The 23,960-nt window shown below is 41.6% G+C and carries 26 protein-coding genes; 11 read left to right on the forward strand and 15 right to left on the reverse strand.

The window, feature by feature from the left end; all coding sequences use genetic code 11:
* Positions 1–32: 32 nt before the first annotated feature.
* Entirely contained in the window at positions 33–635 is a 603-nt protein-coding gene (locus tag D9K81_RS00960; protein ID WP_120374694.1) for a hypothetical protein, read from the reverse strand.
* Positions 636–807: 172 nt separating this feature from the next.
* Positions 808–1,383 carry a hypothetical protein gene (locus D9K81_RS00965; RefSeq protein WP_120374693.1) on the reverse strand — a complete coding sequence of 192 codons (576 nt, stop codon included), beginning with the start codon at positions 1,381–1,383 and terminating at the stop codon, positions 808–810.
* A 210-nt stretch (positions 1,384–1,593) separates the two neighbouring features.
* Between D9K81_RS00965 and D9K81_RS00970 the strand changes: the two genes are divergently transcribed.
* A complete protein-coding gene (locus D9K81_RS00970) occupies positions 1,594–2,463 on the forward strand; it encodes a LysR family transcriptional regulator (RefSeq protein WP_120374692.1) in 870 nt (289 codons plus the stop codon).
* Positions 2,464–2,608: 145 nt separating this feature from the next.
* On the opposite strand, the gene D9K81_RS00975 is transcribed toward D9K81_RS00970, so the two are convergent.
* The 4 genes from D9K81_RS00975 to D9K81_RS00990 all read right to left on the reverse strand — a co-directional run bounded on the left by D9K81_RS00975 (position 2,609) and on the right by D9K81_RS00990 (position 4,965).
* Positions 2,609–3,115: a DUF2628 domain-containing protein gene (locus D9K81_RS00975; RefSeq protein WP_120374691.1), complete on the reverse strand. Its 507-nt coding sequence runs from the start codon at positions 3,113–3,115 to the stop codon at positions 2,609–2,611.
* 167 nt (positions 3,116–3,282) lie between these two features.
* Positions 3,283–3,519 carry a DUF2789 family protein gene (locus tag D9K81_RS00980; protein WP_120374690.1) on the reverse strand — a complete coding sequence of 79 codons (237 nt, stop codon included), beginning with the start codon at positions 3,517–3,519 and terminating at the stop codon, positions 3,283–3,285.
* A gap of 159 nt (positions 3,520–3,678) precedes the next feature.
* The gene (locus D9K81_RS00985; RefSeq protein WP_228199831.1) at positions 3,679–4,173 is read right to left on the reverse strand and encodes a DUF2628 domain-containing protein; all 495 of its coding nucleotides are present in this window, start codon (positions 4,171–4,173) and stop codon (positions 3,679–3,681) included.
* A gap of 141 nt (positions 4,174–4,314) precedes the next feature.
* On the reverse strand, positions 4,315–4,965 hold the full coding sequence (locus D9K81_RS00990) for an HAD family hydrolase (RefSeq protein WP_120374688.1): 651 nt from the start codon (positions 4,963–4,965) through the stop codon (positions 4,315–4,317).
* Between the two features lie 182 nt (positions 4,966–5,147).
* Here D9K81_RS00990 and D9K81_RS00995 point away from each other — a divergent pair, with 182 nt between their 5' ends.
* The 4 genes from D9K81_RS00995 to D9K81_RS01010 all read left to right on the forward strand — a co-directional run bounded on the left by D9K81_RS00995 (position 5,148) and on the right by D9K81_RS01010 (position 9,208).
* A complete protein-coding gene (locus D9K81_RS00995; RefSeq protein WP_120374687.1) occupies positions 5,148–5,627 on the forward strand; it encodes an RNA pyrophosphohydrolase in 480 nt (159 codons plus the stop codon).
* 73 nt (positions 5,628–5,700) lie between these two features.
* Positions 5,701–7,998 (forward strand): phosphoenolpyruvate--protein phosphotransferase, encoded by a 2,298-nt coding sequence (gene ptsP / locus D9K81_RS01000; RefSeq protein WP_120374686.1) that lies wholly within the window; start codon positions 5,701–5,703, stop codon positions 7,996–7,998.
* A 37-nt stretch (positions 7,999–8,035) separates the two neighbouring features.
* Positions 8,036–8,506: a hypothetical protein gene (locus D9K81_RS01005; protein ID WP_120374685.1), complete on the forward strand. Its 471-nt coding sequence runs from the start codon at positions 8,036–8,038 to the stop codon at positions 8,504–8,506.
* A gap of 120 nt (positions 8,507–8,626) precedes the next feature.
* Complete coding sequence (locus D9K81_RS01010; RefSeq protein ID WP_120374684.1) at positions 8,627–9,208, forward strand: DJ-1/PfpI family protein; 582 nt, start codon at positions 8,627–8,629, stop codon at positions 9,206–9,208.
* Positions 9,209–9,218: 10 nt separating this feature from the next.
* Here the strand turns inward: D9K81_RS01010 and D9K81_RS01015 are convergent, their stop codons facing one another.
* Positions 9,219–9,419 carry a DUF7230 family protein gene (locus D9K81_RS01015; RefSeq protein WP_120374706.1) on the reverse strand — a complete coding sequence of 67 codons (201 nt, stop codon included), beginning with the start codon at positions 9,417–9,419 and terminating at the stop codon, positions 9,219–9,221.
* Positions 9,420–9,512: 93 nt separating this feature from the next.
* Entirely contained in the window at positions 9,513–10,166 is a 654-nt protein-coding gene (locus D9K81_RS01020; protein WP_120374683.1) for a LysE family translocator, read from the reverse strand.
* Between the two features lie 137 nt (positions 10,167–10,303).
* On the opposite strand from D9K81_RS01020, the gene D9K81_RS01025 reads away from it, so the two are divergent.
* Positions 10,304–10,777: an Lrp/AsnC family transcriptional regulator gene (locus tag D9K81_RS01025; RefSeq protein ID WP_120374682.1), complete on the forward strand. Its 474-nt coding sequence runs from the start codon at positions 10,304–10,306 to the stop codon at positions 10,775–10,777.
* Between the two features lie 32 nt (positions 10,778–10,809).
* Here the strand turns inward: D9K81_RS01025 and D9K81_RS01030 are convergent, their stop codons facing one another.
* On the reverse strand, positions 10,810–11,712 hold the full coding sequence (locus tag D9K81_RS01030; protein WP_120374681.1) for a LysR substrate-binding domain-containing protein: 903 nt from the start codon (positions 11,710–11,712) through the stop codon (positions 10,810–10,812).
* 132 nt (positions 11,713–11,844) lie between these two features.
* Between D9K81_RS01030 and D9K81_RS01035 the strand changes: the two genes are divergently transcribed.
* Positions 11,845–12,747 carry an NADP-dependent oxidoreductase gene (locus D9K81_RS01035; protein ID WP_171406843.1) on the forward strand — a complete coding sequence of 301 codons (903 nt, stop codon included), beginning with the start codon at positions 11,845–11,847 and terminating at the stop codon, positions 12,745–12,747.
* 116 nt (positions 12,748–12,863) lie between these two features.
* Here D9K81_RS01035 and D9K81_RS01040 read toward each other — a convergent pair whose 3' ends face one another.
* Together D9K81_RS01040 and D9K81_RS01045 are read right to left on the reverse strand one after the other, a co-directional pair.
* A complete protein-coding gene (locus D9K81_RS01040) occupies positions 12,864–13,487 on the reverse strand; it encodes a carbonic anhydrase (RefSeq protein ID WP_120374679.1) in 624 nt (207 codons plus the stop codon).
* Positions 13,488–13,600: 113 nt separating this feature from the next.
* A complete protein-coding gene (locus D9K81_RS01045) occupies positions 13,601–15,268 on the reverse strand; it encodes an acyl-CoA dehydrogenase family protein (RefSeq protein WP_121523085.1) in 1,668 nt (555 codons plus the stop codon).
* A gap of 91 nt (positions 15,269–15,359) precedes the next feature.
* On the opposite strand from D9K81_RS01045, the gene D9K81_RS01050 reads away from it, so the two are divergent.
* The gene (locus tag D9K81_RS01050) at positions 15,360–15,995 is read left to right on the forward strand and encodes a TetR/AcrR family transcriptional regulator (RefSeq protein WP_120374678.1); all 636 of its coding nucleotides are present in this window, start codon (positions 15,360–15,362) and stop codon (positions 15,993–15,995) included.
* Positions 15,996–16,057: 62 nt separating this feature from the next.
* Here D9K81_RS01050 and D9K81_RS01055 read toward each other — a convergent pair whose 3' ends face one another.
* Entirely contained in the window at positions 16,058–17,281 is a 1,224-nt protein-coding gene (locus tag D9K81_RS01055; RefSeq protein ID WP_120374677.1) for an alpha/beta hydrolase family protein, read from the reverse strand.
* A gap of 248 nt (positions 17,282–17,529) precedes the next feature.
* Between D9K81_RS01055 and D9K81_RS01060 the strand changes: the two genes are divergently transcribed.
* Positions 17,530–18,156 (forward strand): class I SAM-dependent methyltransferase, encoded by a 627-nt coding sequence (locus D9K81_RS01060; protein ID WP_120374676.1) that lies wholly within the window; start codon positions 17,530–17,532, stop codon positions 18,154–18,156.
* Between the two features lie 93 nt (positions 18,157–18,249).
* Here D9K81_RS01060 and katG read toward each other — a convergent pair whose 3' ends face one another.
* Complete coding sequence (gene katG, locus D9K81_RS01065; RefSeq protein ID WP_120374675.1) at positions 18,250–20,445, reverse strand: catalase/peroxidase HPI; 2,196 nt, start codon at positions 20,443–20,445, stop codon at positions 18,250–18,252.
* 354 nt (positions 20,446–20,799) lie between these two features.
* Here katG and D9K81_RS01070 point away from each other — a divergent pair, with 354 nt between their 5' ends.
* Together D9K81_RS01070 and D9K81_RS01075 are read left to right on the forward strand one after the other, a co-directional pair.
* Positions 20,800–21,240, forward strand: a complete 441-nt coding sequence (locus D9K81_RS01070) for a thiol-disulfide oxidoreductase DCC family protein (protein WP_120374674.1) — start codon at positions 20,800–20,802, stop codon at positions 21,238–21,240.
* Entirely contained in the window at positions 21,233–21,667 is a 435-nt protein-coding gene (locus D9K81_RS01075; protein ID WP_228199830.1) for a DoxX-like family protein, read from the forward strand. The genes D9K81_RS01070 and D9K81_RS01075 overlap by 8 nt, the downstream gene beginning before the upstream one ends.
* On the opposite strand, the gene D9K81_RS01080 is transcribed toward D9K81_RS01075, so the two are convergent.
* Both D9K81_RS01080 and D9K81_RS01085 read right to left on the reverse strand, forming a co-directional pair.
* Positions 21,630–22,685, reverse strand: coding sequence for an MBL fold metallo-hydrolase (locus D9K81_RS01080; RefSeq protein ID WP_120374673.1), 1,056 nt, complete (start codon positions 22,683–22,685; stop codon positions 21,630–21,632). The two genes, D9K81_RS01075 and D9K81_RS01080, sit on opposite strands and share 38 nt — an antisense overlap.
* A 336-nt stretch (positions 22,686–23,021) precedes the next feature.
* Positions 23,022–23,930, reverse strand: a complete 909-nt coding sequence (locus D9K81_RS01085; RefSeq protein WP_120374672.1) for a DMT family transporter — start codon at positions 23,928–23,930, stop codon at positions 23,022–23,024.
* Positions 23,931–23,960 lie beyond the last annotated feature (30 nt).

Consider the following 23,960-nt stretch of genomic DNA (forward strand, 5'->3'; position numbering starts at 1 on the left):
GCTGTTTCTCTAACCGCCTTCGGGTGGTTTTTTTATTGAAGATGCTTAAGATTAACTACTGCAAACTGATCTTTATGACGATATCCTTGGTGAAACAGATTCACATTTTTAGGTAAGGCTAAAGCCAAGATGATGTGATCTAAATATTCCTCTACAGCATATACAAATTTTAAATATGCTTTAAGAGCAGGCAAAGCTGCCGTGATTGCAATCCAACAAAACGCGATAATCAACCCAAATAATATATTCATCGCCATAGCAATAATGCCCCCGAATATAAATCCTGTTAGCCAATGCCATGTTTTGAGATTTGCCATCCCTAGTATACTTTTGCTTTTGTAGTGCAAATTGGGATTGAGATACAACAGTTGATCTTTTTTTATGGCCAGCACAACATGGTTCAAATGATCTTTTTTATCTGCCATGAATACTGACAGTTTATCCCCAACCTGTACTTGTGGCATGTTTAGTGTTGCCTCAAGCATGTGTCCAGCAATATCAATTTGATAATTTTGTACCTTTAATTTTATATATCTTCTATTTCCAAGAGGATATGCCACAACAACTTCCTTGAGCAATCGAACTTGAGTAACTGTCCCTTCGAGTACAATGAGTTTTTTTGTTTTACCTTTCATTTTGATTTCATTAAACTTTTTTAATTAGTGAAGTTTACAACAAACAATTCAACATTTCCGTTTATCTATTCCTAAGATTGATAAATAAAAAACAAAAGCATAAATTTTTATTTATTCGTAATGAAGATAAATCTCGTAGCCTTCTGATCAATACACAATCCAGCATATATTTTTATTTTCGCTTAAGACCTATCCGATCTTTCCATGAAGAGCTCTGATTCAGATTTTCCTTAAGCTTAAGTAAATCTACACCCCCCACCATCCCTTGATGGCGCCATTTACGTTGAAAAATCCGGTCTTCCAAGTACTCAGGTAAGTCGTAAATATTCAAAATGTGCCTGCGCCACATTTTGCGTTCATCAAAGGCAGCTTTCAGCTCAATATAGCCCGAACAAATACACAGGACTCCAATAATCACAAAACTGCCCAATAAGGTCCCCAACAATGTGCTCCCCATATCTAGCAGATGGACCAATCCCCATCCTGCACCTGCCACCCAATGCCACCAATACAGCGGAAACGCGCTCGGCAGATCAATCGCGCGGTCATGCAGAAAAGGATTCAAATATAGCAACTCATTATGCTGAATAGCTGAAACTACGAAGCTACCATCTTCAGCTTCTGAAAATGCTACGGCTTTTACCTCTGAATCAGATGGAATGAAGCATGCAGTCAATACAAAACTGACAGGGTAATCACCTAGCTGGGCAGAATAATCCGTGACAGGAATCGAACGGATACGTTTCATGCGGTTATTGTACCAGTGGATTTTTCCTTGTGCCTGCGGCTGTATCTGATGTATTTTCCCCTCGATTTGCATCAAAGCTTTTGACATTTTTCACTTATCTTTTGAATGAATGGATAATTTTACATCAAAAGATACAACTTTTTCTTTGATTAATTCTTAAAAATTCTAAATAATAAAATTACCATAAAAAATATTTATAGGTTATTTCAGATGAATCTTGCAGCCTTCGAAGCCTTCGTGAAAGTCATGGAAACGGGATCAATTTCTTTGGCGGCGGATCAGCTTTTTATCACCCAACCTGCGGTGACCAAGCGAATTCATAGCTTAGAAGAATACTTTGGCGTGAAGCTATTTGAGTCAGCTGGTCGAGGTGTACAGGCAACGCATGCAGCACATTCACTATTACCTAAAGTTAAAAATTGGCTCAATGAATTGGGTGATATTCACCACACACTTAGCCATGAACAAGGCCAAATTCAGGGCAAGCTTAAAATTGGCACCAGTCATCATATAGGCTTACATCATTTACCCAATCATTTGCGTAACTACGTACAAGCCTACCCAGACGTTACTTTAGATGTGCATTTTGTCGATTCAGAACAGGCACATGAAAAAGTACTGGCAGGTGATTTAGAACTGGCCTTTTTAACCTTACCGCCACAAGGGGATGAGCGTCTAAAATATGTCAACATTTGGCAAGACCCTTTGGTTTTTGTGGCAGCACCATTTCATCCGCTTGCACAGCAAAGCAATTTAACGCTTGAAGATTTAATCCAATACCCAAGCTTACTCCCTGCTGCTCAAACCTATACCACTCAAATCACATTGGCTGAGTTTGAAAAGCAAGGGATCAAACCTAAAATTACCATGAGCAACAATCCGCTAGAATCCATTCGCATGTTGGCATCCATTGGTTTAGGCTGGTCTGTACTTCCAAAAACCATGATTAACCAAGACTTAAAACAATTAGACATTGATTTAGTCATGCACCGCCAATTAGGCATGGTCTGGCACCCTGGTCGTACACAGTCCAAGGCAGCTGCAGCGTTGGTATCTCTGATGAAGCAGCATTTGGCATAAATCATTCGCTAGCCTCAGCTATATGGCAAGGCAAGCAGATTTTTACATATAAAAAACGGCCTAGGCCGTTTTTTATGACGATGAGAACATCGGAACCCAAGTTGAGTTCAGCTCTCTATAATTTCAGCTTAAATTCATCATTTTCTTAAGCGAAATGTCCAATAAAAATAGCAACAAAAATAAAAGCCAATAGCGCCCAAGCAAGGCCTAAATTTGTCCCGCCTGCTTGTTCCAGTGCCTGATTTAAATCACTGCTTTGCACCTGACTGCGTAGTTGCGTAATTTTTTCGTGCACAAATTTCTTATACAGACTATTTCCAAATAAACCTAAACTCACGGACACGCCAATTCCAACACCTTTAGCCTCAAACTGAAAGATATTTTCCAGTACAGTCAATATTAGCAATAGCGCAACGACCAACGCCCCATAGCCATACATTTTGCGATAAAAAAGCCAAATTACACCAAACACCAAAGCACCCCAATTCATCCCAGCGATATGTTTGGTTGGGGTTAATTGAGTAAATACCTTTCGGTAATAGTTTTGATATTTTTCTGTGCCTACAAAGTATTGTGTGAGTTGATCATCATCTCGGCTCAATGCAGAGACTTGGCTTAAGGGAGGAGGTAAAACACTGGCTTCTTCGTTCATCTCATTTTCCTTATTTTTATATTTTGTTATATCGTTCTAGCGACTAGAGCAAACGCTACATGTGCAGTTCGACCTCAAAAGTATTAAAAAGAAAAAGCCTCTGTACAAGCAAAACCCGACAGAGGCAAATACAAATTTTAAGGTCTTAGATTTTATAATATTCGTGCTTAAACTGAATCCTCATGTAAAGATTCATTTAACTGATCAACAATGATCGCCCACTCACCATCTGACGCAATTTTCTCAGCCAAAAACTGGCGTTGTCCCTCATTCCAATAATCAGCTTGAATAATTGTCGTGTGCGCATTTAGCTGATGAGTTGCAATAAACAATGCAATGGCTTCTTCACTCGCGTCTAAGCCCAACTGTTCAAATAAGTGGGTCATTCTTGGTCGTACACTCATCTTGTTCTCCTTGTTTAATACGCAGTTAAAATGCTCTTTATGATGTCATTAAGGATATAACACGGAATGCGCCACCACTCAATTCAAAGCCTCGTGATTGTTTCTCACTCTTGACATACTTTATTTGCAACTGACTGTATATTCGGCTAAGTGCTAGAATTAATATCGTAAAAAAGGTGTGGTCAGCATCCATACCGTAATCAATTGTATAAATAACCATAAGATGGGCTGGCTCCATGATGTACCGCCTGATTCTGCAAATACTTGCGGGCTATACTTTGGAGAGCGTTGATACGCACTGACTTTATCTTGTACAAAACGCGTATACAAATGTGAACCCACACAGCCATACACCACATGCGGTAGCAAAGAAACCAACAACAAAACTGGCCATGGCAAACCAATAATGGCGCCAATCATGCCTAGAAAAAATAATACAGCCAGCAACAAAAAAAATTGTGCATACATTTTACGATAAAGTAGCCAATAGCCTCCGAACAACAGCCCTGCCCAACTAAAACCTGTGGAATGTTGCAATGCTTGTGCATAGTGAGTTGCACGAGGTCCAACAAACATTTCAAACAATGTTGCTGTAGAAACAGAGCTTGCACTCGATGTATGGGATTCAGACGGATGCGTCAATTTAAAAGTCACTCTTGATCATGTGATAATGTGCCAAAATGGGCAAAAATTCAGTCAAAACCGTATGTATAAAATACCAGTTTGACTGAATGATAAGCTTTGTATCGCCTAATGCTTTATTTACTCAACCTCGTTAAAGAAATGAATACGTAGTTAAATTGACCAATCTTGAATTTCCCAAGCTTGCTCTTTAGCCAAAGCTTCAAGGCGATCATCTGGATTTACCGCTACGGCATGATCCGCATATTCTAATAAGAAACGGTCGTTAATGGAGTCTGAATAAGCCCAAGACTCAGTGACATTACGCCCTGCTAGCCATTGATCTAATCGTGCCAATTTACCTTGTTGATAACACGGGATATTGGTCACTTTGCCGGTATATTTTCCATCTTTCACTTCAGCATTGGTCGCAATGACCTCTTGAATACCAAATTCATGAAAAATAGGCGCCGTAATAAAATCTGAAGTGGCCGTAATGCCCACCAGTTGATGACCCATTTCTTGATGCTTTTGAATAGCTTTAAAGCCTTCGGGACGCATTTGAGGACGAATCACTTTTTGCATAAATAACTGATGTAATTCTGTTAAATAGTCATTGTCATGTTGCGTTAAGAACTCAAAAACAAATTCATTATAGGCAATTGGATCAAGCTGACCTTTTTTATAATCCTCATAAAATTTGTCATTCATCGCACGATGATGAATTGGATCTACCAAGCCTTCATTCACCAAAAATTCGCCCCAAGAATGGTCGGAATCGGTATTTAATAAGGTGTGATCTAGATCAAAGAGCGCCAATTTCATGAAAATACTCGTAAAAGCTGAAATTTAAGAAAAAAATTGTAAATCTATCTCCGCTAGTCGATAGAAATTCGTTAAGATCATAGCAATTTTAACATTTTTACACTTTGCTTTTTTCGAGCTGGATTAAAAATTCACGATCCCCGAGGGCAAAGAAATAAATTACACAATATTTAGGTAGCCAAATGATCGACTCAGAAGGTTTCCGACCGAATGTCGGGATCATTTTGGCAAACGAGTTTGGACAGGTTTTATGGGCAAAGCGCATTGGTCACAATGCTTGGCAATTTCCGCAAGGAGGTATTCAGCATGGTGAAACCCCTGAAGAGGCACTCTTTCGTGAACTCCGCGAAGAAGTAGGCTTATTGCCCGAACACGTCGAAATTATTGCGCAGACTAAAGGGTGGCTGCGCTACCGTTTGCCAAATCGTTATATACGTATGGACTCAGATCCAGTATGTATTGGTCAAAAACAGAAATGGTTTTTGCTGAAGCTGACGGCTTCTGTCAAAAATATTCAACTGGATTTGTCTGATCCACCGGAATTTGATCAATGGCAATGGGTAAGTTATTGGTATCCATTGGGACAAGTGGTCAATTTTAAGCGCGATGTATACCGCAAAGCGATGGTGGAACTATGCAACCAGTTACCCCAAAAAATATAAAAATCGCAAATGAATTGCAGATTTTTCAGAGAACTATTGATATCAATTAAGTCATAACAAAGGAGCAGGCCCGATGTCGAATATGCAACTGGATACCCTCAGACGCATCGTCCAAGAGATTAATGCGTCAACCAGTTTGCATGAATCTTTAGACATTATGGTTAAACAAGTGGCTGAGGCCATGCATGTGGATGTCTGCTCTATTTATTTACTTGATGAACGTAATCATCGTTACCTACTCATGGCCTCTAAGGGACTCAATCCTGACTCGGTTGGCCATGTATCGCTCGACACCAATGAGGGTTTAGTCGGACTGGTGGGACAGCGTGAAGAAATTGTCAACTTAGACAATGCACCCAAACATGAGCGCTTTTTATATCTTCCAGAAACTGGCGAAGAAATTTACAACTCATTTTTAGGCGTACCCGTCATGTACCGCCGTAAAGTGATGGGTGTATTGGTTGTTCAAAATAAAGAATCACAAGACTTTTCAGAAGCGGCTGAATCCTTTCTCGTGACTTTATGTGCACAGCTTTCTGGAGTGATCGCGCATGCACATGCTGTGGGCAATATTGATGTTTTTCGTAAGCCAAGTAACTTACCAGCCTATAAAACTTTCCAAGGTGTTTCAGGTTCAGGAGGGATTGCTTTAGGTCGTGCAGTGATTCTATATCCTCCAGCCGACCTAGCTGCTGTGCCTGACCGCGAAGCTGATGACATTAGTGAAGAACTTGAACTACTCGATCATGCCATTGATTCGGTACGTCAAGAAATTCAGTCACTCGATGACAAAATGCAAGATGCTCTCATGGCCGAAGAACGCGCACTGTTCAGTGTGTTTTTACGCATGCTGGATGAAAATGCCCTGCCCGCCGAAATTAAAGATGAAATCCGTGACGGTAATTGGGCACAAGGTGCCGTGCGTAATGTCATTGATAAGCACATTGCGCTGTTTGCCCAAATGGAAGATGACTACCTACGTGAACGAGTCTCTGATTTAAAAGATTTGGGCCGACGCATTTTAGCTTTTTTACAAGAAGCAGATGCCAGCCACCGTGAAATTACCGATGAAAGTATTTTAATTGGTGACGAGATTTCGACCGCAGCTCTGGTCGAGTTACCCGTGGATAAAATTGCAGCCATTGTGACCACCGAAGGCGCAATGAACTCGCACATGGTGATTGTGGCACGTGCCCTAGGTATTCCAACCGTGGTTGGCGTGACTGAATTACCCATCAATACGCTTGATGATGTGGAAATGATTGTCGATGCGCATCAAGGCCGTGTCTTTATCAATCCACCACGTCGCCTACGTACACGTTATAAAGAAATTCAGAAAGAAGAAGAACAGATCGCCAAAGATCTAAAACAATACGAAACCAAAGATGCAATCACCCCTGATGGCATCGCGGTACGTTTATTTGTTAATACAGGTCTGATGATTGATGTGGTACGCGGTGTACAACGTGGTGCTAAAGGTGTGGGACTGTATCGTTCTGAAATTCCGTTTATGCTCCGTGACCGTTTCCCTGGCGAAGAAGAACAGCGCACCATTTACCGTCAACAATTGAGTCACTTTGCCAATAAACCTGTGGTCATGCGTACCCTCGATATTGGTGCAGACAAAGACTTACCTTACTTTTCAATTGAAGAAGAAAATTCAGCACTCGGCTGGCGTGGCATTCGCTTTACTCTTGATCATCCTGAAATTTTCTCTTCACAAATTCGCGCCATGCTCAAAGCGAGTATTGGGCTCAATAACTTACACATTTTGTTGCCTATGGTAACCAGTGTCAGTGAAGTGGAAGAAGCACTGTACTTACTTGACCGTGACTGGCACGCTGTTCAAGAAGAAGAACAAGTTAAAATTACCAAGCCTAAAATTGGCATTATGGTGGAAGTACCTAGTGTGCTTCTACAAATTGAAGAATTCGCACCTTTGGTCGACTTTTTCTCGGTCGGCTCAAATGACTTAACCCAATATTTACTGGCTGTCGATCGAAATAACCCGCGTGTGGCTAATGTCTACTCACACCTACACCCTGCTGTATTAAAAGCACTGACCCGCTTGGTTCAAGAGTGTCATAAATACGACAAGCCTGTGAGTATTTGCGGTGAAATGGCAGGTGATCCAATTTCTGCCGTGTTATTGATGGCAATGGGCTTTAATACACTGTCGATGAGTTCAAGTAACATTTTGCGTGTGCGTAAAGCCATTTGCCATGTGCCAATGACCGATGCACAAGCTTTACTTGAGCATGTGTTAAAAATGAATAATCCACTGATGGTTAAAAGTTGGATGGAATATTATTTTAGAACGCATGGCCTTGGCGATATGGTCAAAGCGTCTACACGTATTGTGAGCCCTTAACCTAAGGGGCTCAGCATATTTTTCATGGCAGGTGTCTATGGATTTTATTCTGTTTTTAATTTTTGCGGGTGTGGTGTTTTATTTTAACCACATTAAGCCCCGCCAAAATGCACAGACAACAACTGAAGTTGAGGTCGAACGTGCACCACAGCAGGTGTTACAACCTCAATCTGTCAAACCTGCGTTGCCACCGCGCGACAGCATTGTTCCTACGCAGGGGACTGTGCGACCACGCATGCCTCCATTGCACGGCATCGAAATATCAGCTGCGCAGTGCCGACGCTTAGGTAAAAATGATCCCTCGGTCATTGCAGCGCAGTTAAATAAACAGTACTCGAGCGATTCAGGTCACACACCTTCTTTGTTTGAGCAACTTAAACAACAGCTACAACAAACGACTAAAACCACCCCATCGCGTGGCCATTCGACCGCCCCAACTGCGTCCACCTTAAGCAAACAGCTTCATAAAATGTTTGATGATTTATTTTCTGAACAACGCCCACGCTAAATTGAATGTATGCAATGCAAGAGACTCAAGGATAAGTATCTTTAGCTCTTGCATAACAAACATATAAACTGCTATAAAATCAATATGATTCAATTATTTAAACACCAATAAAGTGACACTATGAATGTCGGTATTTTGCTCTTTAACGAAGTAGAAGTTTTAGATTTTGCAGGGCCTTTTGAGGTCTTTTCAATTTGTAGCAACGCAGATCAGCAGAAATTATTTAATGTATTTACCATAAGCGAACAGACTGAAATTTGTGCTCGAAATGGCCTGATGGTTCATAGCCATTACCACTTAGATACAGCACCACAGATTGATCTTTTAGTGATTCCTGGTGGTTTGGGTGCTGAAACAGTCGAAATGTATAACGAACCATTAAGGCAATGGCTGCTACAACGTCATGCACAAGCTCAACTGACATTTTCGATTTGTACAGGTGCGTTTATTTTGGCAGAAGCCGGTTTGCTGAATGGTTTAAAAGCCACTACGCATTGGATGGACATTCCACGACTTAAGCAAGAGTATCCTCAAATTGAAGTGCTAAGTGATGTGAAGTATATAGATGAAGGGCAGATTATTACCGCTGCGGGAATTTCTTCGGGGATTAATGCATCACTTTATATTGTAGCCAAATTGCATGGCGTAGACATTGCGAAGCAAACAGCGAAACGTATGGAATATGATTCAGAATTTATTTAAACAGAATAGCTCAGCAGACTAAAAGTTTAGAAAATAGACCAAAATAAAAAGGGAGATAATCTTTCGAATATCCCCCTTTTTTGTGCTTGCTGTAGCCACGTTTTGCATTTTTCTTACGATCTACAAAAGTTTGGCTTTTGTTAAAATCGTTCATGTGTTTTGCCACAAAGTTGCGAGTTTCAACTTCTGGCACGGCTTGTTTCTTTGCCATTTGCATTCACCTTTTATGCCCATGCAACACCCCTGCGGTGTAATGCATATATTGGGCATTTTTTGGCAAATTTCAAGTCATTTTTCAGCCTGATTAAAACAAACTCGCATAGACTGGCGCCATCACATTCAGCTCTTTATACAACAAACTTAGCGCCAAAAAGCCCATGATGCAGGCCAAACTCCGCACTAACATTTTTTGTATATGCAGTGGCTTCAACACTTTCTTTAAACTTATAGAGCAGAAAATATAAAGCCCACCTATTACCGCCAGTGTCAGCAACGTGACTGCCATCAGCATGGGGCTTTTTTCACGCAAAGACACTGAGCCAAAAATCGCAGGAACCAAAGCTAGATAGAAAGAAATCGTTTTCGGATTGCTTAAAGTAATCAATAAGCCTTCTTTATAGGCAGTAATCGTTTTTCCTAAATTGAGTTCATTACTACTGGCCAATAAGTCGCCTTTAAACGTCCAAAACTGATAAGCCAAATACAATAAGTAACAGCTCGAAAATACGATTAAATAAAATGAAAAATTTGGACTGAGTTGGCTGATATAACTGAGTAAAAAAATCGATGCAGACAGATAAATCATATCTGCGGTCATTAAGCCCAAGAGCATAACAATACCCGCCTGATAGCCTTGTGATAAGGTCTTAAACATGAGTCCTGTCATGCCCGGCCCAGGTAATAATGCCGCCAAAAACAAAGTAAAAATATAAGTCGAAAGCTGTGTGAAATGTTCCATTTTGCAAAGGTATGATCAGCAATGAATGGCATTATTTTTGAATAATTTTAAAGGTAAAACTGATCTATTTATTTTATAAAAACCCAATAAAAGGGTATAAATAACCGATATATTCATTTTTAGGGTTATTTATACCAATGAGCCTTTTAGATAAAACTGACGCCAAAATTTTAAAGTATTTACAAGAAGATTCACGCATGACCAATGCCGAACTGGCAGAGCAAATTGGTATGTCGACTTCGCCGTGCTGGCGTCGCGTCAAACACCTTGAAGACACCCAAGTCATTAAAGGCTATGGCGTATTACTGGACCGTAAAAAAATAGGTCAAGGCGTGATGGTGTTTATTCGCGTATCTATTGATAGTCACAGTGAAAAAGAAGCCAAAAAATTTGAAGAGCGCGTGACTGAGCTTGAGCATGTGGTGGCCTGCTATAGCGTGGGCGGGGATGCTGACTTTTTACTTCAGGTGGTGTCTCCTGATTTAGACACCTATGCTGAGTTTTCAATGTCGACCATTCGGCGCTTGCCTGGGATTAAAGAAATGCAAAGTATTTTCGTGCTTAAAGAAATTAAACCATTTTTGGGTTATCCGATTCATAGCCAAAAATAAGTGCTGTCATCGACTTATTGTATATAGCGCATCTAGCGTAAATTAATGGTGATTTCTTTAAGCCAATCTAAAAGGTGTCGCACAGCAGGTCGCATACCTCGATGCCCTAAATGTACGGCGTGTACCATACTCACAATCGGTTGTTCTATGGACTGAACTTGAACCAAGCGCCCCAAACTAATGTCATCTTGCACATAAATATGCGGGATCATCACCATGCCCAGCCCATTTAAAGTGGCCTCTCTAAGCATCACTAAATCGTCCACAATTAAACGAGGGCGCATTTTGTGCTGTACGACTTCACCTGTGTCCTGATGACGCAAAGACCAATAGGCAAATTCACCACTGGCCTGCCATGCAATACAAGGGACTTGTGTCATGGTTTGGTCGATTGAAGGGCTCAGCATGTTTTGCCATTTGGGGTGTACCACCATCACCAAATTCATGCGTGCCAACAGCACAGGGACATAATCCAATGGATAGTCCAAAGACGTCCGTGCGCGAATCACAAAATCGACATTTTCATGGTGTACATCAACCGCGCGATTCGATACTTCGATTTGCACCTTTACCTGTGGGTAACGCTCCATATAGCGTAGTATTTCTTGTCCCAACTGGTGAAAGCTGAGCAGCGAAGGTGGAATGGCAATACGAACCAAGCCTTGAGGTTCATGTTGCAAGGTTTCCACTTGCATTAAAGCGGTATCCAGCTGCGCAAATAATTCTTGGCAATGCGCATACAAAATCTGCCCCTGTTCAGTCAGGCGAAAACTACGGGTACTGCGCTCAATTAAGCGCACTGCCAAATGCTCTTCTAATGCAATGATATGTCGGCTAAGGGTTGCACGTGATTGCCCAGTTTTACGATGTGCTGCCGAGTACCCACCCGCACTGACTACCACATAAAACACGTGTAGGCTATTTAAATCAATCATCCTGATGCTCTATTCATTTGTATCATTTTTAGAATAATAAAGCCAAAAAATGGCGCTTCTCAATATTTTTGTACAAATTACAATTCAATTCATAGCAAAACAAAACCATCATTTAAAATGAGGACATCCACCATGCAATCTAAAATTTTAGTCGCATCCGAATACGGGCAAAGTCATGTACTTGAGTTTATTGAGCGTACACTGCCCGCTTTAGCAGAAGGTATGGCACGTATTGAAGTTAAAGCTGCAGGCATTAACCCGATAGATGCAAGACGTATGACAGGTGAATTTAAACATGCCGATTTACCACAAAGCTTTGGCACTGAATATGCTGGTGTGATTGTCGAGATCAATACGACTCAGCCACATTGGAAAGTTGGTGATGCGGTTTTAGGTTCGGGGTATGGTTTTACTCACGCAACAGTAATTGATGTTCCGATTGCCAACCTTGTACATAAGCCCGAAAACTTGGATTGGCTTACAGCAGGTAGCTTGGCGGGTGCAGCACAAACCGCCATGACCATTTTAGATGAAATTGGCCCTACCCAATCGCTACTCATTCATGGTGCTTCGGGTGGTGTAGGTTCGATTACGGTGCAATTGGCCAAAGAACGAGGCATTAACGTGGTCGCAACAGCCTCAGAAAAGAACCAAAACTATTTGGCCAAACTCGGCGCAACGCCTGTGGTCTACGGCGCTGGATTAACTGAGCGTTTAAAAGCCATTCACCCTACCCCTTTTGATGCTTCAATTGATATGTCAGGCAATGAAGATGCCACACAAGCCTCTTTAGCAAGTGTAAAAAAAGGAGGCTTTATGGGCACAATTGCAGGCAGAAAATTGTCTTCTGCATCTATTCATGCGGTGTGGGTCAAGCGTAATCTTCACAATCTACAGTATGTGGTTGACCGCGTTGCAAATGGAAGCTTTTTATGGGAGGTCAGCCGTAGTTATCCTTTTGAACAGGCCACTCAAGCTTATGATGACATCTTGAATGGGCATACTCGAGGTAAAAGTGTGCTGACTTTCGACTAAAGCCTTCATTTTTTGCACCATATCTACAGCATTGGACAGCACAAAAAACTCAAATGACCGCGCCGATGTGTACGACACAAAGCCTATGTCAAACTAAAACGGCTGGGTGGCCTCACTTAAATGTCCAATACTGTACGATTAAAAGATTGAAGATCTTGTTCTGTTGAGGTGTGTTCTAGCCACTCCACAGCACCACTGTCTAGATGGTAAAGCCCTGCAACAATTTTGAGCTCAGGAATAATTTGCGCTTGATGTGGTAAAAGTGCTTGCGCAATCGTGTCAGCAGTTTGTAATGCGTGCTGCTCAATAGACGCTTGCAGGCTATGTTCAGATAAATGTGGCGATATACAAGCAACCAACTGCTTTAATGGCCCCTCCAGCGTAGCACCTTCATAGGCTGCGCTCACTGCACCACATCCAGTATGACCCATCACCACAATCAACGGAATTTCTAAGCTTTGCACCGCATACTGAATGCTACCTAATACAGAGGCATCGCAGACATTACCTGCATTTTGAATAATAAATAAATCTCCCAAACTACAGTCAAAAATAATATCAGGGGATACTCTAGAATCTGAACAAGACACAATGGCTGCATGTGGCGATTGGCCTTGTAGCATCGCATGCAAATTATGCTGCAAAATATGATTCATCTTCTGTTGCTGGAAACGCTGATTGCCGTCCCTTAGCAATTGCAAGGAATGTTGCCAATGTCTGGCAGGTGCAACATGCATCATAATTAATCCAAGTCAAAATCATAAAAAATGCTTATAGCACTGATATTTCAATTCATACTGTGGGCTTTGCGTAAGAATATGCATCCTGGGATACATATTCAAACTCAATATAATTAGCTGGCAATCGGAAATGCCCGCTCTAACAGGCGCGGAACATCGACGTGTTTCGCTTCGATCATGCCGACCACTTGACCATGTTTGGCGCTATAACGGCTTTTAATAAAGCCCTCTGCCACAAAATCAGGCGCATATCGTTTTAATAGCACCGCTTGTGCCAAGACCGTTAAGCGACTGACCAAGCTGCGCCCCATAAACTGTAAATCTTCAGGCGATTGATGAAATAATCTAAACAAGTCCTGTAATTCAGTTTGCAGGATTTGATCTGTTCCTGCTGTACTCGCTAAATCTTTAAACAGCATTTCGATGGATTCAGGATCACGTCCAATGGCACGCAGTACATCTAAGCACATGACATTACCCGAACCCTCCCAAATGGTATTGACGGGTGCTTCTTTAAAAATCCGTGCCATGATGCCGTTATCTACATAGCCATTACCGCCAAAGACTTCCATCATTTCACCAGTAAGCTCTACTGTACGCTTACAAATCCAGAACTTGGCAGCTGGGGTCATAATTCGTTTCCATGCTACAGACAAAGCATCATCGGATTCATAACACTGCGCCAAATGGAAACTGAGCTGGGTGGCCGCTTCGCTTTCTAAAGCCAAGTCTGCAAGCACCGCCTGCATTAAAGGCTGTTCGGCTAAATGCTTGCCAAAAGCTTTGCGCTGGCGTGTATATGCAATGCACTGCACTAAGGCTTGGCGTAGCATGGCACTCGAACCGACTGAACAGGTTAGACGGGTATAATTGGCCATTTCAATAATAGTGGGTATGCCACGCCCTGCTTCGCCAATCATGATGCCCCACGCATTTTTAAATTCGACTTCTGAGCTTGAGTTACTGCGGTTACCCACTTTTTCTTTTAAGCGTTGCACTTGAATATTGTTCTTGGTGCCATCTTCTAACCAACGGGGGACAAAAAAGCAGGCTAAACCATCTTGCTCAGTTTTTGCCACCACCAAGTGTGCATCACACATCGGTGCAGAAAAAAACCATTTATGCCCCGTGAGTAAATAAGCTTGCCCTCGACCTGTTTCTGCAATCGGTGTAGCAAGGGTTTCATTCGCACGCACATCCGATCCACCCTGTTTTTCGGTCATGCCCATACCCAACCAAATCGACTTTTTCTGTGTCATCGGCACATCACGCTCATCGTATTCAGTGGATAAAAGCTTCTCACCTATTTTTACCCAAAGTTCTGGTTCACGTTGAATGAGGGGAATACTCCCGAGCGTCATTGAGTTTGGGCATAAGTTGCCACACTCAACCTGCCCCGCCAGATAAAAACGTGATGCCCATTCAACCCATTTACTGTTTGAATTGGGCTGATTAAAAGGATGCGCATGGGTATCAAACTGGCGGTTTAAGCCCATCCATTTATGCCAAGCGGGATGAAATTCGATAAAGTCTGTACGGCGACCACGGGCATCAAAGGCATGCAATATAGGCGTATGTTTGTTGGCTAAAGCACCATGCAAATAATATTCACTTGAACCTGCAACTTTGCCCATTTCGCACAATGTCGCCTGATCATGACTACCATAGCGTTTTAATATTTCGTGTAAAACTACATCACTGGAAAATAGATTGTAGTTTTCCAATTCATCAAATTGATTCGTAATTTGATGGGTCATCCATATTTGTTCTAATGTATTCATCGTTTAAATTTTCCACTTGTTCTTGTTGGCTTTTCATTTCAGTATAGAGAAAATTTGAAGCGTACACGTTCGGCTTTTAAAGCTTAAAAATATGAAAAATCCAGCCATTCAAATACGGCGTAAACCACGTCAATCACGCGCCAAATTGACTCAAGAAGCATTACAAGAAAGTTTTGTTCGGCTTTTGCATGAGCGCCCTGCCAATCAAATTACTATTCGGGAAATCACTGATCTTGCTGGTGTGGGCTTGGGAACATTTTATGAGTATTTTTCTAAGAAGGAGGATTTGATTGCGTTAACCATTCATTTACATGTGAAGCAGAATGCTGAGAGCCTTAAAACTTATGCACAAAGCCTAATCCAGTTATCCACAAATTTAGGTCTGCCTGATTATCTGCAGCAGGTCATTCATTTCCAAATTGAGCAAATTCAAGCACAGCAGTTTTTATGGTCACAAGTGTTTTTACTGGAACGCCAGATTTCAGATATTGAAAGTTACCGTAAGAGTTATACCATGATGGTGCAGATGTGGCAGAGCATTCTTCAGCCATGTATAACGGAAGATGAACAGCTTAAGCAGATGGCTTTAAATATGCAACGGATATGTTATGGCTTTGTTTCTCAAACACTTCTAATCCATCCAAATTTTCAAATATGGGACAAGCTGGAAGCGGATATTGCGACAGCTCTCATGCTTTATACACAATCCAATGTGTATTTAGACTGAACATTTTCCACAATATAAAAAAGCCGATCTTCATCGGCATTTTTTAGGTCTATCACCCTAGTTTATTTAGCATTTGCATTTTGCAGAGCTGAACAAGAGCTTGGGATTTTCCCTTGATCTAAAACCGCCATAAACTCTGCTGAAAATTTTGCGCTTTGACGGACGGCATCCCGATGATCACCGTTTGGAATGGTATAATAAACAGCGGGTTTATTTTCTTGGCAAACCTGCTGATAATATTGATAGGTACCTCGGTAATCGACCAGATGATCAGCCGTTCCCTGTACAATTGCCAAAGGTACTGAAGGTGTCATACGCTCAATGGACTGTTGCTTTAAATAACTTAATAACGGCTCTAAATTTACATCTGCCTTAAAGATCGAGTCAGGCGCTTGTTTCAGTTCTGACTGTAATTCACTCAGGCAACGCTTACGTCCCAAATTCAGCAAATCCTTCATTTGCTCACCAACAAGTTGGTCTGGAACCAAGGTCTGATCTGCCGCTTGTGCACCAAGCAGTACGATTGGAAAAAATGCAGCAACGCTGGTATCTGGATGAGGGTTGGCTTTGGCATATTCAGCAATACCTTCATATTGATATCCACCTGGCGCTAAGGCAATTGCTCCTCGCAACTTAAATTCAGGCGCATCTTTTTGCCCATACGCTGCCACAGCTAAAGTTGCTGCACCGCCTTGACTATGCCCCATCACCATCCATTCTTTACTCATCTGACGTGGGAACATGGCATGTGTTGCCCGAACAGCATCCACAACCGCATGCAACTGGCTTGATACATTCATATACGGATGGATACCGGGCGTACCTAAACCTTGATAGTCCGTTGCTGCGATGGCATAACCTTGTTCTAACCAATGATCTAATGCAACATTAGCCACTTGCTGTGCTTCATTTACAGGCCCATTGGGATAATCTGCTGATGGAGCACAAGTATCTGCCACTCCTGTTGTACCATGCGCCCAAGCCAATATTGGCCAGCCTTGTTTTGGCGCTTGACCTTTGGGCAATAAAATAAATCCAGATGTCACAATAGGTTCGCCATTCACACCACGGCTACGGTAAGTCATCAAATAACGCTGTCCAGCATGCTGAAAATCAGAGGAAATCATTTGAGATTGTACTGATAAAATAGTCCCAGGCTTGGTACTGGCGACTTTAACACTCAAAGAGGACGGTGCTGTATTGTTTTCAGCTTGCGATAGGGGCGCAATACCGCTGAGCGCAAAAGTGGCCATCATTATTTTTAAAGCATGATTCTTTCTATTCATCCTACCCACCTACTCTTCTTTTAATACAATCAAAAAAATACATTTTACTTACTTTATATTTTGCCTTTAGTGTATGTAATTTCAACGGCTATTTCATAAGGATGTTCATCATAAAAATAACATCACGATGTGACAATCAACACATCAAAAACAAAAAGTAGTTTATATATAAATATATTATAAAATCATAATAAATAATATAGAATCATCATGCTGTGCTTGAATGCAGTCAAATAGGACAACGGTAAATGAGCAACAATTATTGGGAAGATGTATATCTAAATAAAGATTCAGAACAAGTCAGCTGGTATCAAACACAAGATAACAGAACAATTGAGCATCTCAAATTTCACAATATTGTGGCAGATGCTCAAATTATTGATGTCGGAAGCGGTGCATCCCTATTAATCGATCAACTGATTGAAGCGGGTTATGTACATTTACATGTTTTAGATTTATCTGCGACTGCACTGGCACAAACTCAAAACCGTCTAGAGCAAAAACAGCTGGATCGCTCCCATATTCAATGGATTGTGGGTGATATTGCCCAAGCACCATTACCTAAAAACTATTTTGATGTTTGGCATGACCGTGCTGTCTTTCATTTTATGCAAAGTGACCTGCAAAAGCAGAGTTATCTGCATCAATTAAAAGCCAGTTTAAAGAATGATGCACTCTTGCTCATGTCTACTTTCGCTGAAAATGGCCCTGAAAAGTGCAGTGGCTTGCCTGTACAGCGTTACAGCATTGAACTCTTGCAAAATACTTTAGGTGTAGCATTTCAGCTACAGCAACATGAGCATGCCATTCATCTTACACCGTGGAATTCCAAACAGAATTTTTTACATAGTGTTTGGCGTTATAGTCCTGAATAAATGCTTTGCTATAAAAATTGACGGATTAAAAACAGCTCATTGTCCCATTAAAAAACCGCCTCTAAAGGCGGTTTTTTTACATCTCAATGCAAATTATTTCTTCACATCAAAACGGTCTGCATTCATCACTTTCGTCCATGCAGCCACAAAGTCTTTTACAAACTTCGCTTTGTTGTCATCTTGCGCATACACTTCTGCATACGAACGCAGAATTGAGTTAGAGCCAAATACCAGGTCTACACGAGTTGCTGTGTATTTAGTTTCACCTGTTGCACGGCTTACGATGTTGTACGAGTTTTTACCCGTTGGCTTCCAGTTGTAAGCCATATCAGTCAAGGTCACAAAGAAGTCATTACTTAATGTACCTACATTCTCAGTAAATACACCAGCTTTATCCCCTGCATAGTTCGCGCCCAATACACGTAAACCACCCACCAACACTGTCATTTCAGGTGCAGTTAAACCAAGTAATTGCGCACGATCGAGCAGAATTTCTTCTGGTTGAACCACAAAGTCTTGTTTCACAAAGTTACGGAAACCATCTGCTTTTGGCTCAAAGTCTTCAAATGAGTAAACATCTGTTTGTTCTTGCGATGCATCGCCACGACCTGAAAGGAATGGCACACTCACATCCACACCCGCAGCATGGGCTGCTTGCTCTACCGCAGCTGTACCACCCAGCACGATTAAGTCTGCAATGCTCACTTGAGCAGAAGAAGAGGCTTTAATTTCTTCCAATTTTGCTAATACTTTAGCTAAGCGTGCAGGCTCATTGCCCACCCAATCTTTTTGTGGTGCTAAACGAATACGTGCACCATTTGCACCACCACGGAAGTCAGAACCACGGTAAGTGCGTGCGCTGTCCCATGCTGTTGCAATTAACTCAGCCGACGTTAAACCGCTATTTAATAGTTTCGCTTTTAAATCAGCAACGTCTGCATCAGACAATACATTGCCTTTAGGTGTTGGGTCTTGCCAAATCAAATCTTCGCTCGGTACATCTGCACCTAAGTAACGCGTTTTTGGCCCCATGTCACGGTGAGTCAACTTGAACCAAGCACGAGCAAAAGCATCGTCTAATTCTGCTGGGTTATGATAGAAACGCTCTGCAATTGCACGATAAGCTGGGTCAAATTTCAGCGCCATATCGGCATCTGTCATCATCGGATTACGACGTACATTTGGATTGTGTGCATCAACAGGTTTATCTTCCTCTTTAATGTTCACAGGTTCCCACTGTTTCGCGCCTGCAGGGCTGAGTGTTTTTTCCCACTCGTATGTAAACAATAGATAAAGGAATTCGTTATCCCATTTGTCAGGATGTGTCGTCCAAGCACCTTCTAAACCACTGACCATGGTATTTGCACCATTGCCTGTACCTTCTGGGTTATGCCAACCTAGACCTTGGAATTCAACATCTGCACCCTCAACGTCTTTGCCAAGCAATTCTGCTTTACCGTTACCATGTGCTTTACCTACGGTATGACCACCCACAGTTAAGGCTACGGTTTCTTCGTCATCCATACCCATACGGTCAAAGGTTACACGCATGTCTTGTGCGGTACGAAGTGGATCTTGAACGCCATCTACACCTTCAGGGTTCACATAAATCAGACCCATTTGTACAGCGGCCAATGGATTCTCTAAAGATGAACGATCAGCATCACTTGCATAACGTTCTTTGGTTGGTGCAAGCCATTCACGCTCTTCACCCCAGTAAATATCTTTTTCTGGTGCCCAAATGTCTAAACGTCCGCCACCATAACCAAAGGTTTTTAAGCCTGCAACGTCGTATGCAACCGTACCGGCCAAAACGATCAAATCGCCCCAAGACAATTTATTGCCGTATTTTTTCTTAATTGGCCAAAGTAAACGACGGCCTTTATCTGTATTGACGTTATCTGGCCAGCTGTTCAGCGGTGCAAAACGCTGGTTACCTGTGTTGGCACCACCGCGGCCATCTTGCTTACGGTAAGAACCAGCCAAGTGCCATGCAGTACGCACAAACATACCAATATAACTACCATAATCCGATGGCCACCACTCTTGGCTACTATTGATCAGATCACGTAAATCTTGTTTTACAGCTTCTAAATCTAATGAGTTAAATGCCGCCGCATAATCAAAATCAGGATCAAGAGGATTGGTTTTTGTATCATGCTGCGAAAGAATGTCGAGGTTAAGCGCATTCGGCCACCAGTCTGCATTATTAGTGCTGGCTAAACTGGTTTGTCCACCCTCTTGTTTATTATGAAATGGGCAACCAGATGCTTGCGTATTTTGCGTCATGTTAAAGCTCCAAATAATTATGAAGTAATGTTTCGAACCGTATAAATCTTTAAATCGACCTTTAACTTAACCTGTTTAAGTGACAATATGAAGTGAGTTTTACGAATGGAAACAATCGATTTATTCAATTTAAAATATTAAAAATAAATGACATTTTGTTTTTCATATATTGATGTGATTAGGTTTTATTTAACATACTACACAGCTTGTCTTTTGCATCACGCTATATAGAATATCTACGCTTTTTCTAACAAATTCAGCATTCAAACCTATGTAATCCCCCTCATTTTTTGAATGAATGATCATTAAACAAACGCTATACTCAAACTAAGAATTAAAAGACAAGGCTTAGCTATGCAATACAATATTGAAGAGATTATCCAACAACATAATATTGTGTTATTTGATGCGATTTGCGTACTGTGTAATAGCTGGGCCAAATTTTTAATTCAACATGACCAGCAAAAAAAATTTAAATTAGCCTCTATACAATCGCCTCTTGGGGAAGCCATTTTAAAACATTATAAAATGTCGACTGACAACTACACCACGATGGTGGTGATTTATGATGGGCAACGCTATCTGGAATCCACCGCATTGCTCAAAGTTATGCAGCATTTGGGCATGCCTTTCTCACTTCTTTGTGCAGGCTACCTTATGCCTCAAGCGATTCGTGATTTTTTATATCGTGGGGTTGCGCTCAATCGCTATCAACTGTTTGGCACAACAGACCATTGCATGTTGCCATCGGCAGATAACCAACAGCATTTTTTAGAACGTTGCCTTCATGACTAAAACAGATCGACACATTTTGCTTGGCATTCATGCTGTACTGGGTATTTTATGGATCTATCAAGGCTTAGTGCCTAAAATTTTAGTACAAGCCTCGGATGAGCTACGCATTTGGGCGCTCCAAGGGGTGACAGCAGATCATGCGCGCGTATTCATGCAAATGTCTGGCACTGCTGAGATTGTATTTGGTCTATTGTTCTTTATATTCAGAAAAAGTCTATTCTTACATGCACTCAATTTGCTTGCGATGTTTCTTCTCAGCGGATTAATTGTATGGCTTGACCCAACTTACTTTTTACAGGCCTTCAATCCATTTGTGATGAACCTAGCTAGCAATGGCAACACTTTCGATGATTGCCATTGCACTCATTCAAGATGCAAAACATACATACTTAAACCGTTAAGCGTTTTCCTTCACGGATGCAAATAAATGGATTCATCAATTTAGATGATTTCTGACGTGCTTTTTGCAAATCCTCTTCAGGTTGCTCTCGGCTTTCATCCGTAAGCTGGAAAGTACGGTAATGAATCGCCAAAGAACATTTAGCATGTAAGTCTTTATGCGCTTGAAAAGCTTCGTCTGGATTCATGTGTAAATAACGCATCAGCAAACGTGGCTCGTATGCACCAATGGGCAATAGCGCAATACGTGGCGCGCCATATTTGACAAAGATGTCTTTAAAATGTGGTGAATAGCCCGTGTCACCTGCAAAAAAACAATGGTCTTGACCATTTAATACAGAGAAGCCACCCCACAACGCACGATTCTGATCGCGTAGACCACGCCCTGAACCATGTTGCGCTGGGGTATACACCAATTTCAAATCCCCCAATAACGCCGATTGCCACCAATCCAATTCATATACTTGAAAATGCGCAGGCAAGTAATAGCCATTGCCCAAGCCAGTATAAATTGGCATCGCAAAGCGTTCATGCAACCACTCTAGGCTGGCAATATCCATGTGGTCATAATGATTATGACTCAATAGCACGGCATGAATTTCTGGAAGCTCTTCTAAAGCAATGCCCGCAGGACAAACACGACGTGGCCCACTACCTTGCTTTGGACCTGCATATTCAGCCCATACGGGATCTGTCAGTAAGTTATATGGGCCAATTTGAATCAGCACTGTGGCATGGCCAACAAACCATACTTGCCAATCGTCTAAACGTGCATTGGGACGATTTTGCGGTAAAGAGCGCGAAGCTTGTTCAAATGTGGCATATTCACGCTTACGATCAACCTTCCATGTTGAGCTACGTCGCTTTAGCATCCATTTAATAAAATTCGAGCGCTTATGTGCTTCAGGCGGACGCAGAGCATTTAAAAAATGCGTGCCATTAAAATGATTCGATGCAAGAAAATCAAATACAGGCTGTTGCCAAGTATGCGACAAACAGCGCGCTGCAGGTAACTGGAAATTTTTATGTTCTAAATCTTGCTTCATGAATATTTCGAGTTCTTCAATGTTAAATATGCCAACTCTGTCGAGTTTAACCCTACAGTGACACTGAAAGTAGCGAATTTCAACCACCTACAGCACCTTTGTCTATGCTGAATCGACAAACTGTCATTGCACATCTATCAAGAGTGCCACAGTTTTATTTAAATTCTGTTGAATTTATGCGTCTAGAGTTTGCAACATGATCAATTTTTAAGTTGTTTAAGCAAGGCTGGAAATTAAACCCAAATGAGAGGTGTTCCACATGGAACATTTTTTATACAAATATTAAAAGTGGCATAAAAAAGGAAGCATGAGCCTCCTTTTAATGAGCACTGCATCTTACTTGGCAAAATATTGCTCGTGCCATTCTTTCCAAAAATACAACACGATGCCGCACATCACCACAGCAATGCCCCAAATGGCATGCATACTGATATGTTCATGATTCAATGTTGCACCCAAAACCAATGCAATCACAGGTGTCATCACATTACTCAGTGATACTGTAGATGCTGCTAAGCGTTTGATGAGCCAGAAGTAACACAGCATCGCCACAATGGAAGACAAAATCATGGTAAACAAGAAACCAATGATGGCATTGGTACTTGGCATTTGCGTTGGAAAATATTGCCAAATAAATGGTATCAGCAACAATGAACCCAATGCAGATACCATGAGTGATCCCGTTGCTTGTGACATTGGTTTTAACGGTGCGTTGATCTGCTTGACCCAAAAAATTGAGCTTATATAAGACACCATCGAAATCAGCATGAGTACCACACCCCATGGGTTGACCTGACTGTCTGCGGAATCGACAAATACATAACTTAAACCCGCAATGGCGATTGCCATACCCAGCCACTGTAGCCAAATCAGTTTATGGGTTTTTAAAATCACATGCCCAATTAAGCCAGCCACCAATGGTGAAAAACCAAAAATAAGTGCCATAAGGCCCGAGGTTAAATAATTGGCTGCGAGGTAAATAAAGAGCTGTGCGCCAATCAAATTTAGACTGCCTGCCACGTAACTCTGCATCGACACTTTGTCAAAAGGCAGTGGATTACGCATAACTGCCAAAATTGCTAAGGCAATAATACACGCGCCAAAATAACGAATGATTAGCACCCACATGGGATGTACTTCTGCCACGCTCCATACAATTGCAAGTGGCGTCGCTGCCCAAATCAGGACCAGCACGGCATAAATACTTGCCGTGACGATGATGGGAGATGATGAATTTGAACTCATAAACTGCTCAATAAAAATGTATTAGAAAGA

This window comes from Acinetobacter chengduensis (genome assembly GCF_003664645.1).
In the GTDB taxonomy this organism is placed as follows: domain Bacteria; phylum Pseudomonadota; class Gammaproteobacteria; order Pseudomonadales; family Moraxellaceae; genus Acinetobacter; species Acinetobacter chengduensis.

Coding starts and splice junctions, on each gene's coding strand:
- D9K81_RS00960 (WP_120374694.1), bottom strand. CDS start 635: ATGAAAGGTAAAACAAAAAAACTCATTGTACTCGAAGGGACAGTTACT.
- D9K81_RS00965 (WP_120374693.1), bottom strand. CDS start 1,383: ATGAAACGTATCCGTTCGATTCCTGTCACGGATTATTCTGCCCAGCTA.
- D9K81_RS00970 (WP_120374692.1), top strand. CDS start 1,594: ATGAATCTTGCAGCCTTCGAAGCCTTCGTGAAAGTCATGGAAACGGGA.
- D9K81_RS00975 (WP_120374691.1), bottom strand. CDS start 3,115: ATGAACGAAGAAGCCAGTGTTTTACCTCCTCCCTTAAGCCAAGTCTCT.
- D9K81_RS00980 (WP_120374690.1), bottom strand. CDS start 3,519: ATGAGTGTACGACCAAGAATGACCCACTTATTTGAACAGTTGGGCTTA.
- D9K81_RS00990 (WP_120374688.1), bottom strand. CDS start 4,965: ATGAAATTGGCGCTCTTTGATCTAGATCACACCTTATTAAATACCGAT.
- D9K81_RS00995 (WP_120374687.1), top strand. CDS start 5,148: ATGATCGACTCAGAAGGTTTCCGACCGAATGTCGGGATCATTTTGGCA.
- ptsP (WP_120374686.1), top strand. CDS start 5,701: ATGTCGAATATGCAACTGGATACCCTCAGACGCATCGTCCAAGAGATT.
- D9K81_RS01005 (WP_120374685.1), top strand. CDS start 8,036: ATGGATTTTATTCTGTTTTTAATTTTTGCGGGTGTGGTGTTTTATTTT.
- D9K81_RS01010 (WP_120374684.1), top strand. CDS start 8,627: ATGAATGTCGGTATTTTGCTCTTTAACGAAGTAGAAGTTTTAGATTTT.
- D9K81_RS01015 (WP_120374706.1), bottom strand. CDS start 9,419: ATGGCAAAGAAACAAGCCGTGCCAGAAGTTGAAACTCGCAACTTTGTG.
- D9K81_RS01020 (WP_120374683.1), bottom strand. CDS start 10,166: ATGGAACATTTCACACAGCTTTCGACTTATATTTTTACTTTGTTTTTG.
- D9K81_RS01025 (WP_120374682.1), top strand. CDS start 10,304: ATGAGCCTTTTAGATAAAACTGACGCCAAAATTTTAAAGTATTTACAA.
- D9K81_RS01030 (WP_120374681.1), bottom strand. CDS start 11,712: ATGATTGATTTAAATAGCCTACACGTGTTTTATGTGGTAGTCAGTGCG.
- D9K81_RS01035 (WP_171406843.1), top strand. CDS start 11,845: ATGCAATCTAAAATTTTAGTCGCATCCGAATACGGGCAAAGTCATGTA.
- D9K81_RS01040 (WP_120374679.1), bottom strand. CDS start 13,487: ATGATGCATGTTGCACCTGCCAGACATTGGCAACATTCCTTGCAATTG.
- D9K81_RS01045 (WP_121523085.1), bottom strand. CDS start 15,268: ATGAATACATTAGAACAAATATGGATGACCCATCAAATTACGAATCAA.
- D9K81_RS01050 (WP_120374678.1), top strand. CDS start 15,360: ATGAAAAATCCAGCCATTCAAATACGGCGTAAACCACGTCAATCACGC.
- D9K81_RS01055 (WP_120374677.1), bottom strand. CDS start 17,281: ATGAATAGAAAGAATCATGCTTTAAAAATAATGATGGCCACTTTTGCG.
- D9K81_RS01060 (WP_120374676.1), top strand. CDS start 17,530: ATGAGCAACAATTATTGGGAAGATGTATATCTAAATAAAGATTCAGAA.
- katG (WP_120374675.1), bottom strand. CDS start 20,445: ATGACGCAAAATACGCAAGCATCTGGTTGCCCATTTCATAATAAACAA.
- D9K81_RS01070 (WP_120374674.1), top strand. CDS start 20,800: ATGCAATACAATATTGAAGAGATTATCCAACAACATAATATTGTGTTA.
- D9K81_RS01075 (WP_228199830.1), top strand. CDS start 21,233: ATGACTAAAACAGATCGACACATTTTGCTTGGCATTCATGCTGTACTG.
- D9K81_RS01080 (WP_120374673.1), bottom strand. CDS start 22,685: ATGAAGCAAGATTTAGAACATAAAAATTTCCAGTTACCTGCAGCGCGC.
- D9K81_RS01085 (WP_120374672.1), bottom strand. CDS start 23,930: ATGAGTTCAAATTCATCATCTCCCATCATCGTCACGGCAAGTATTTAT.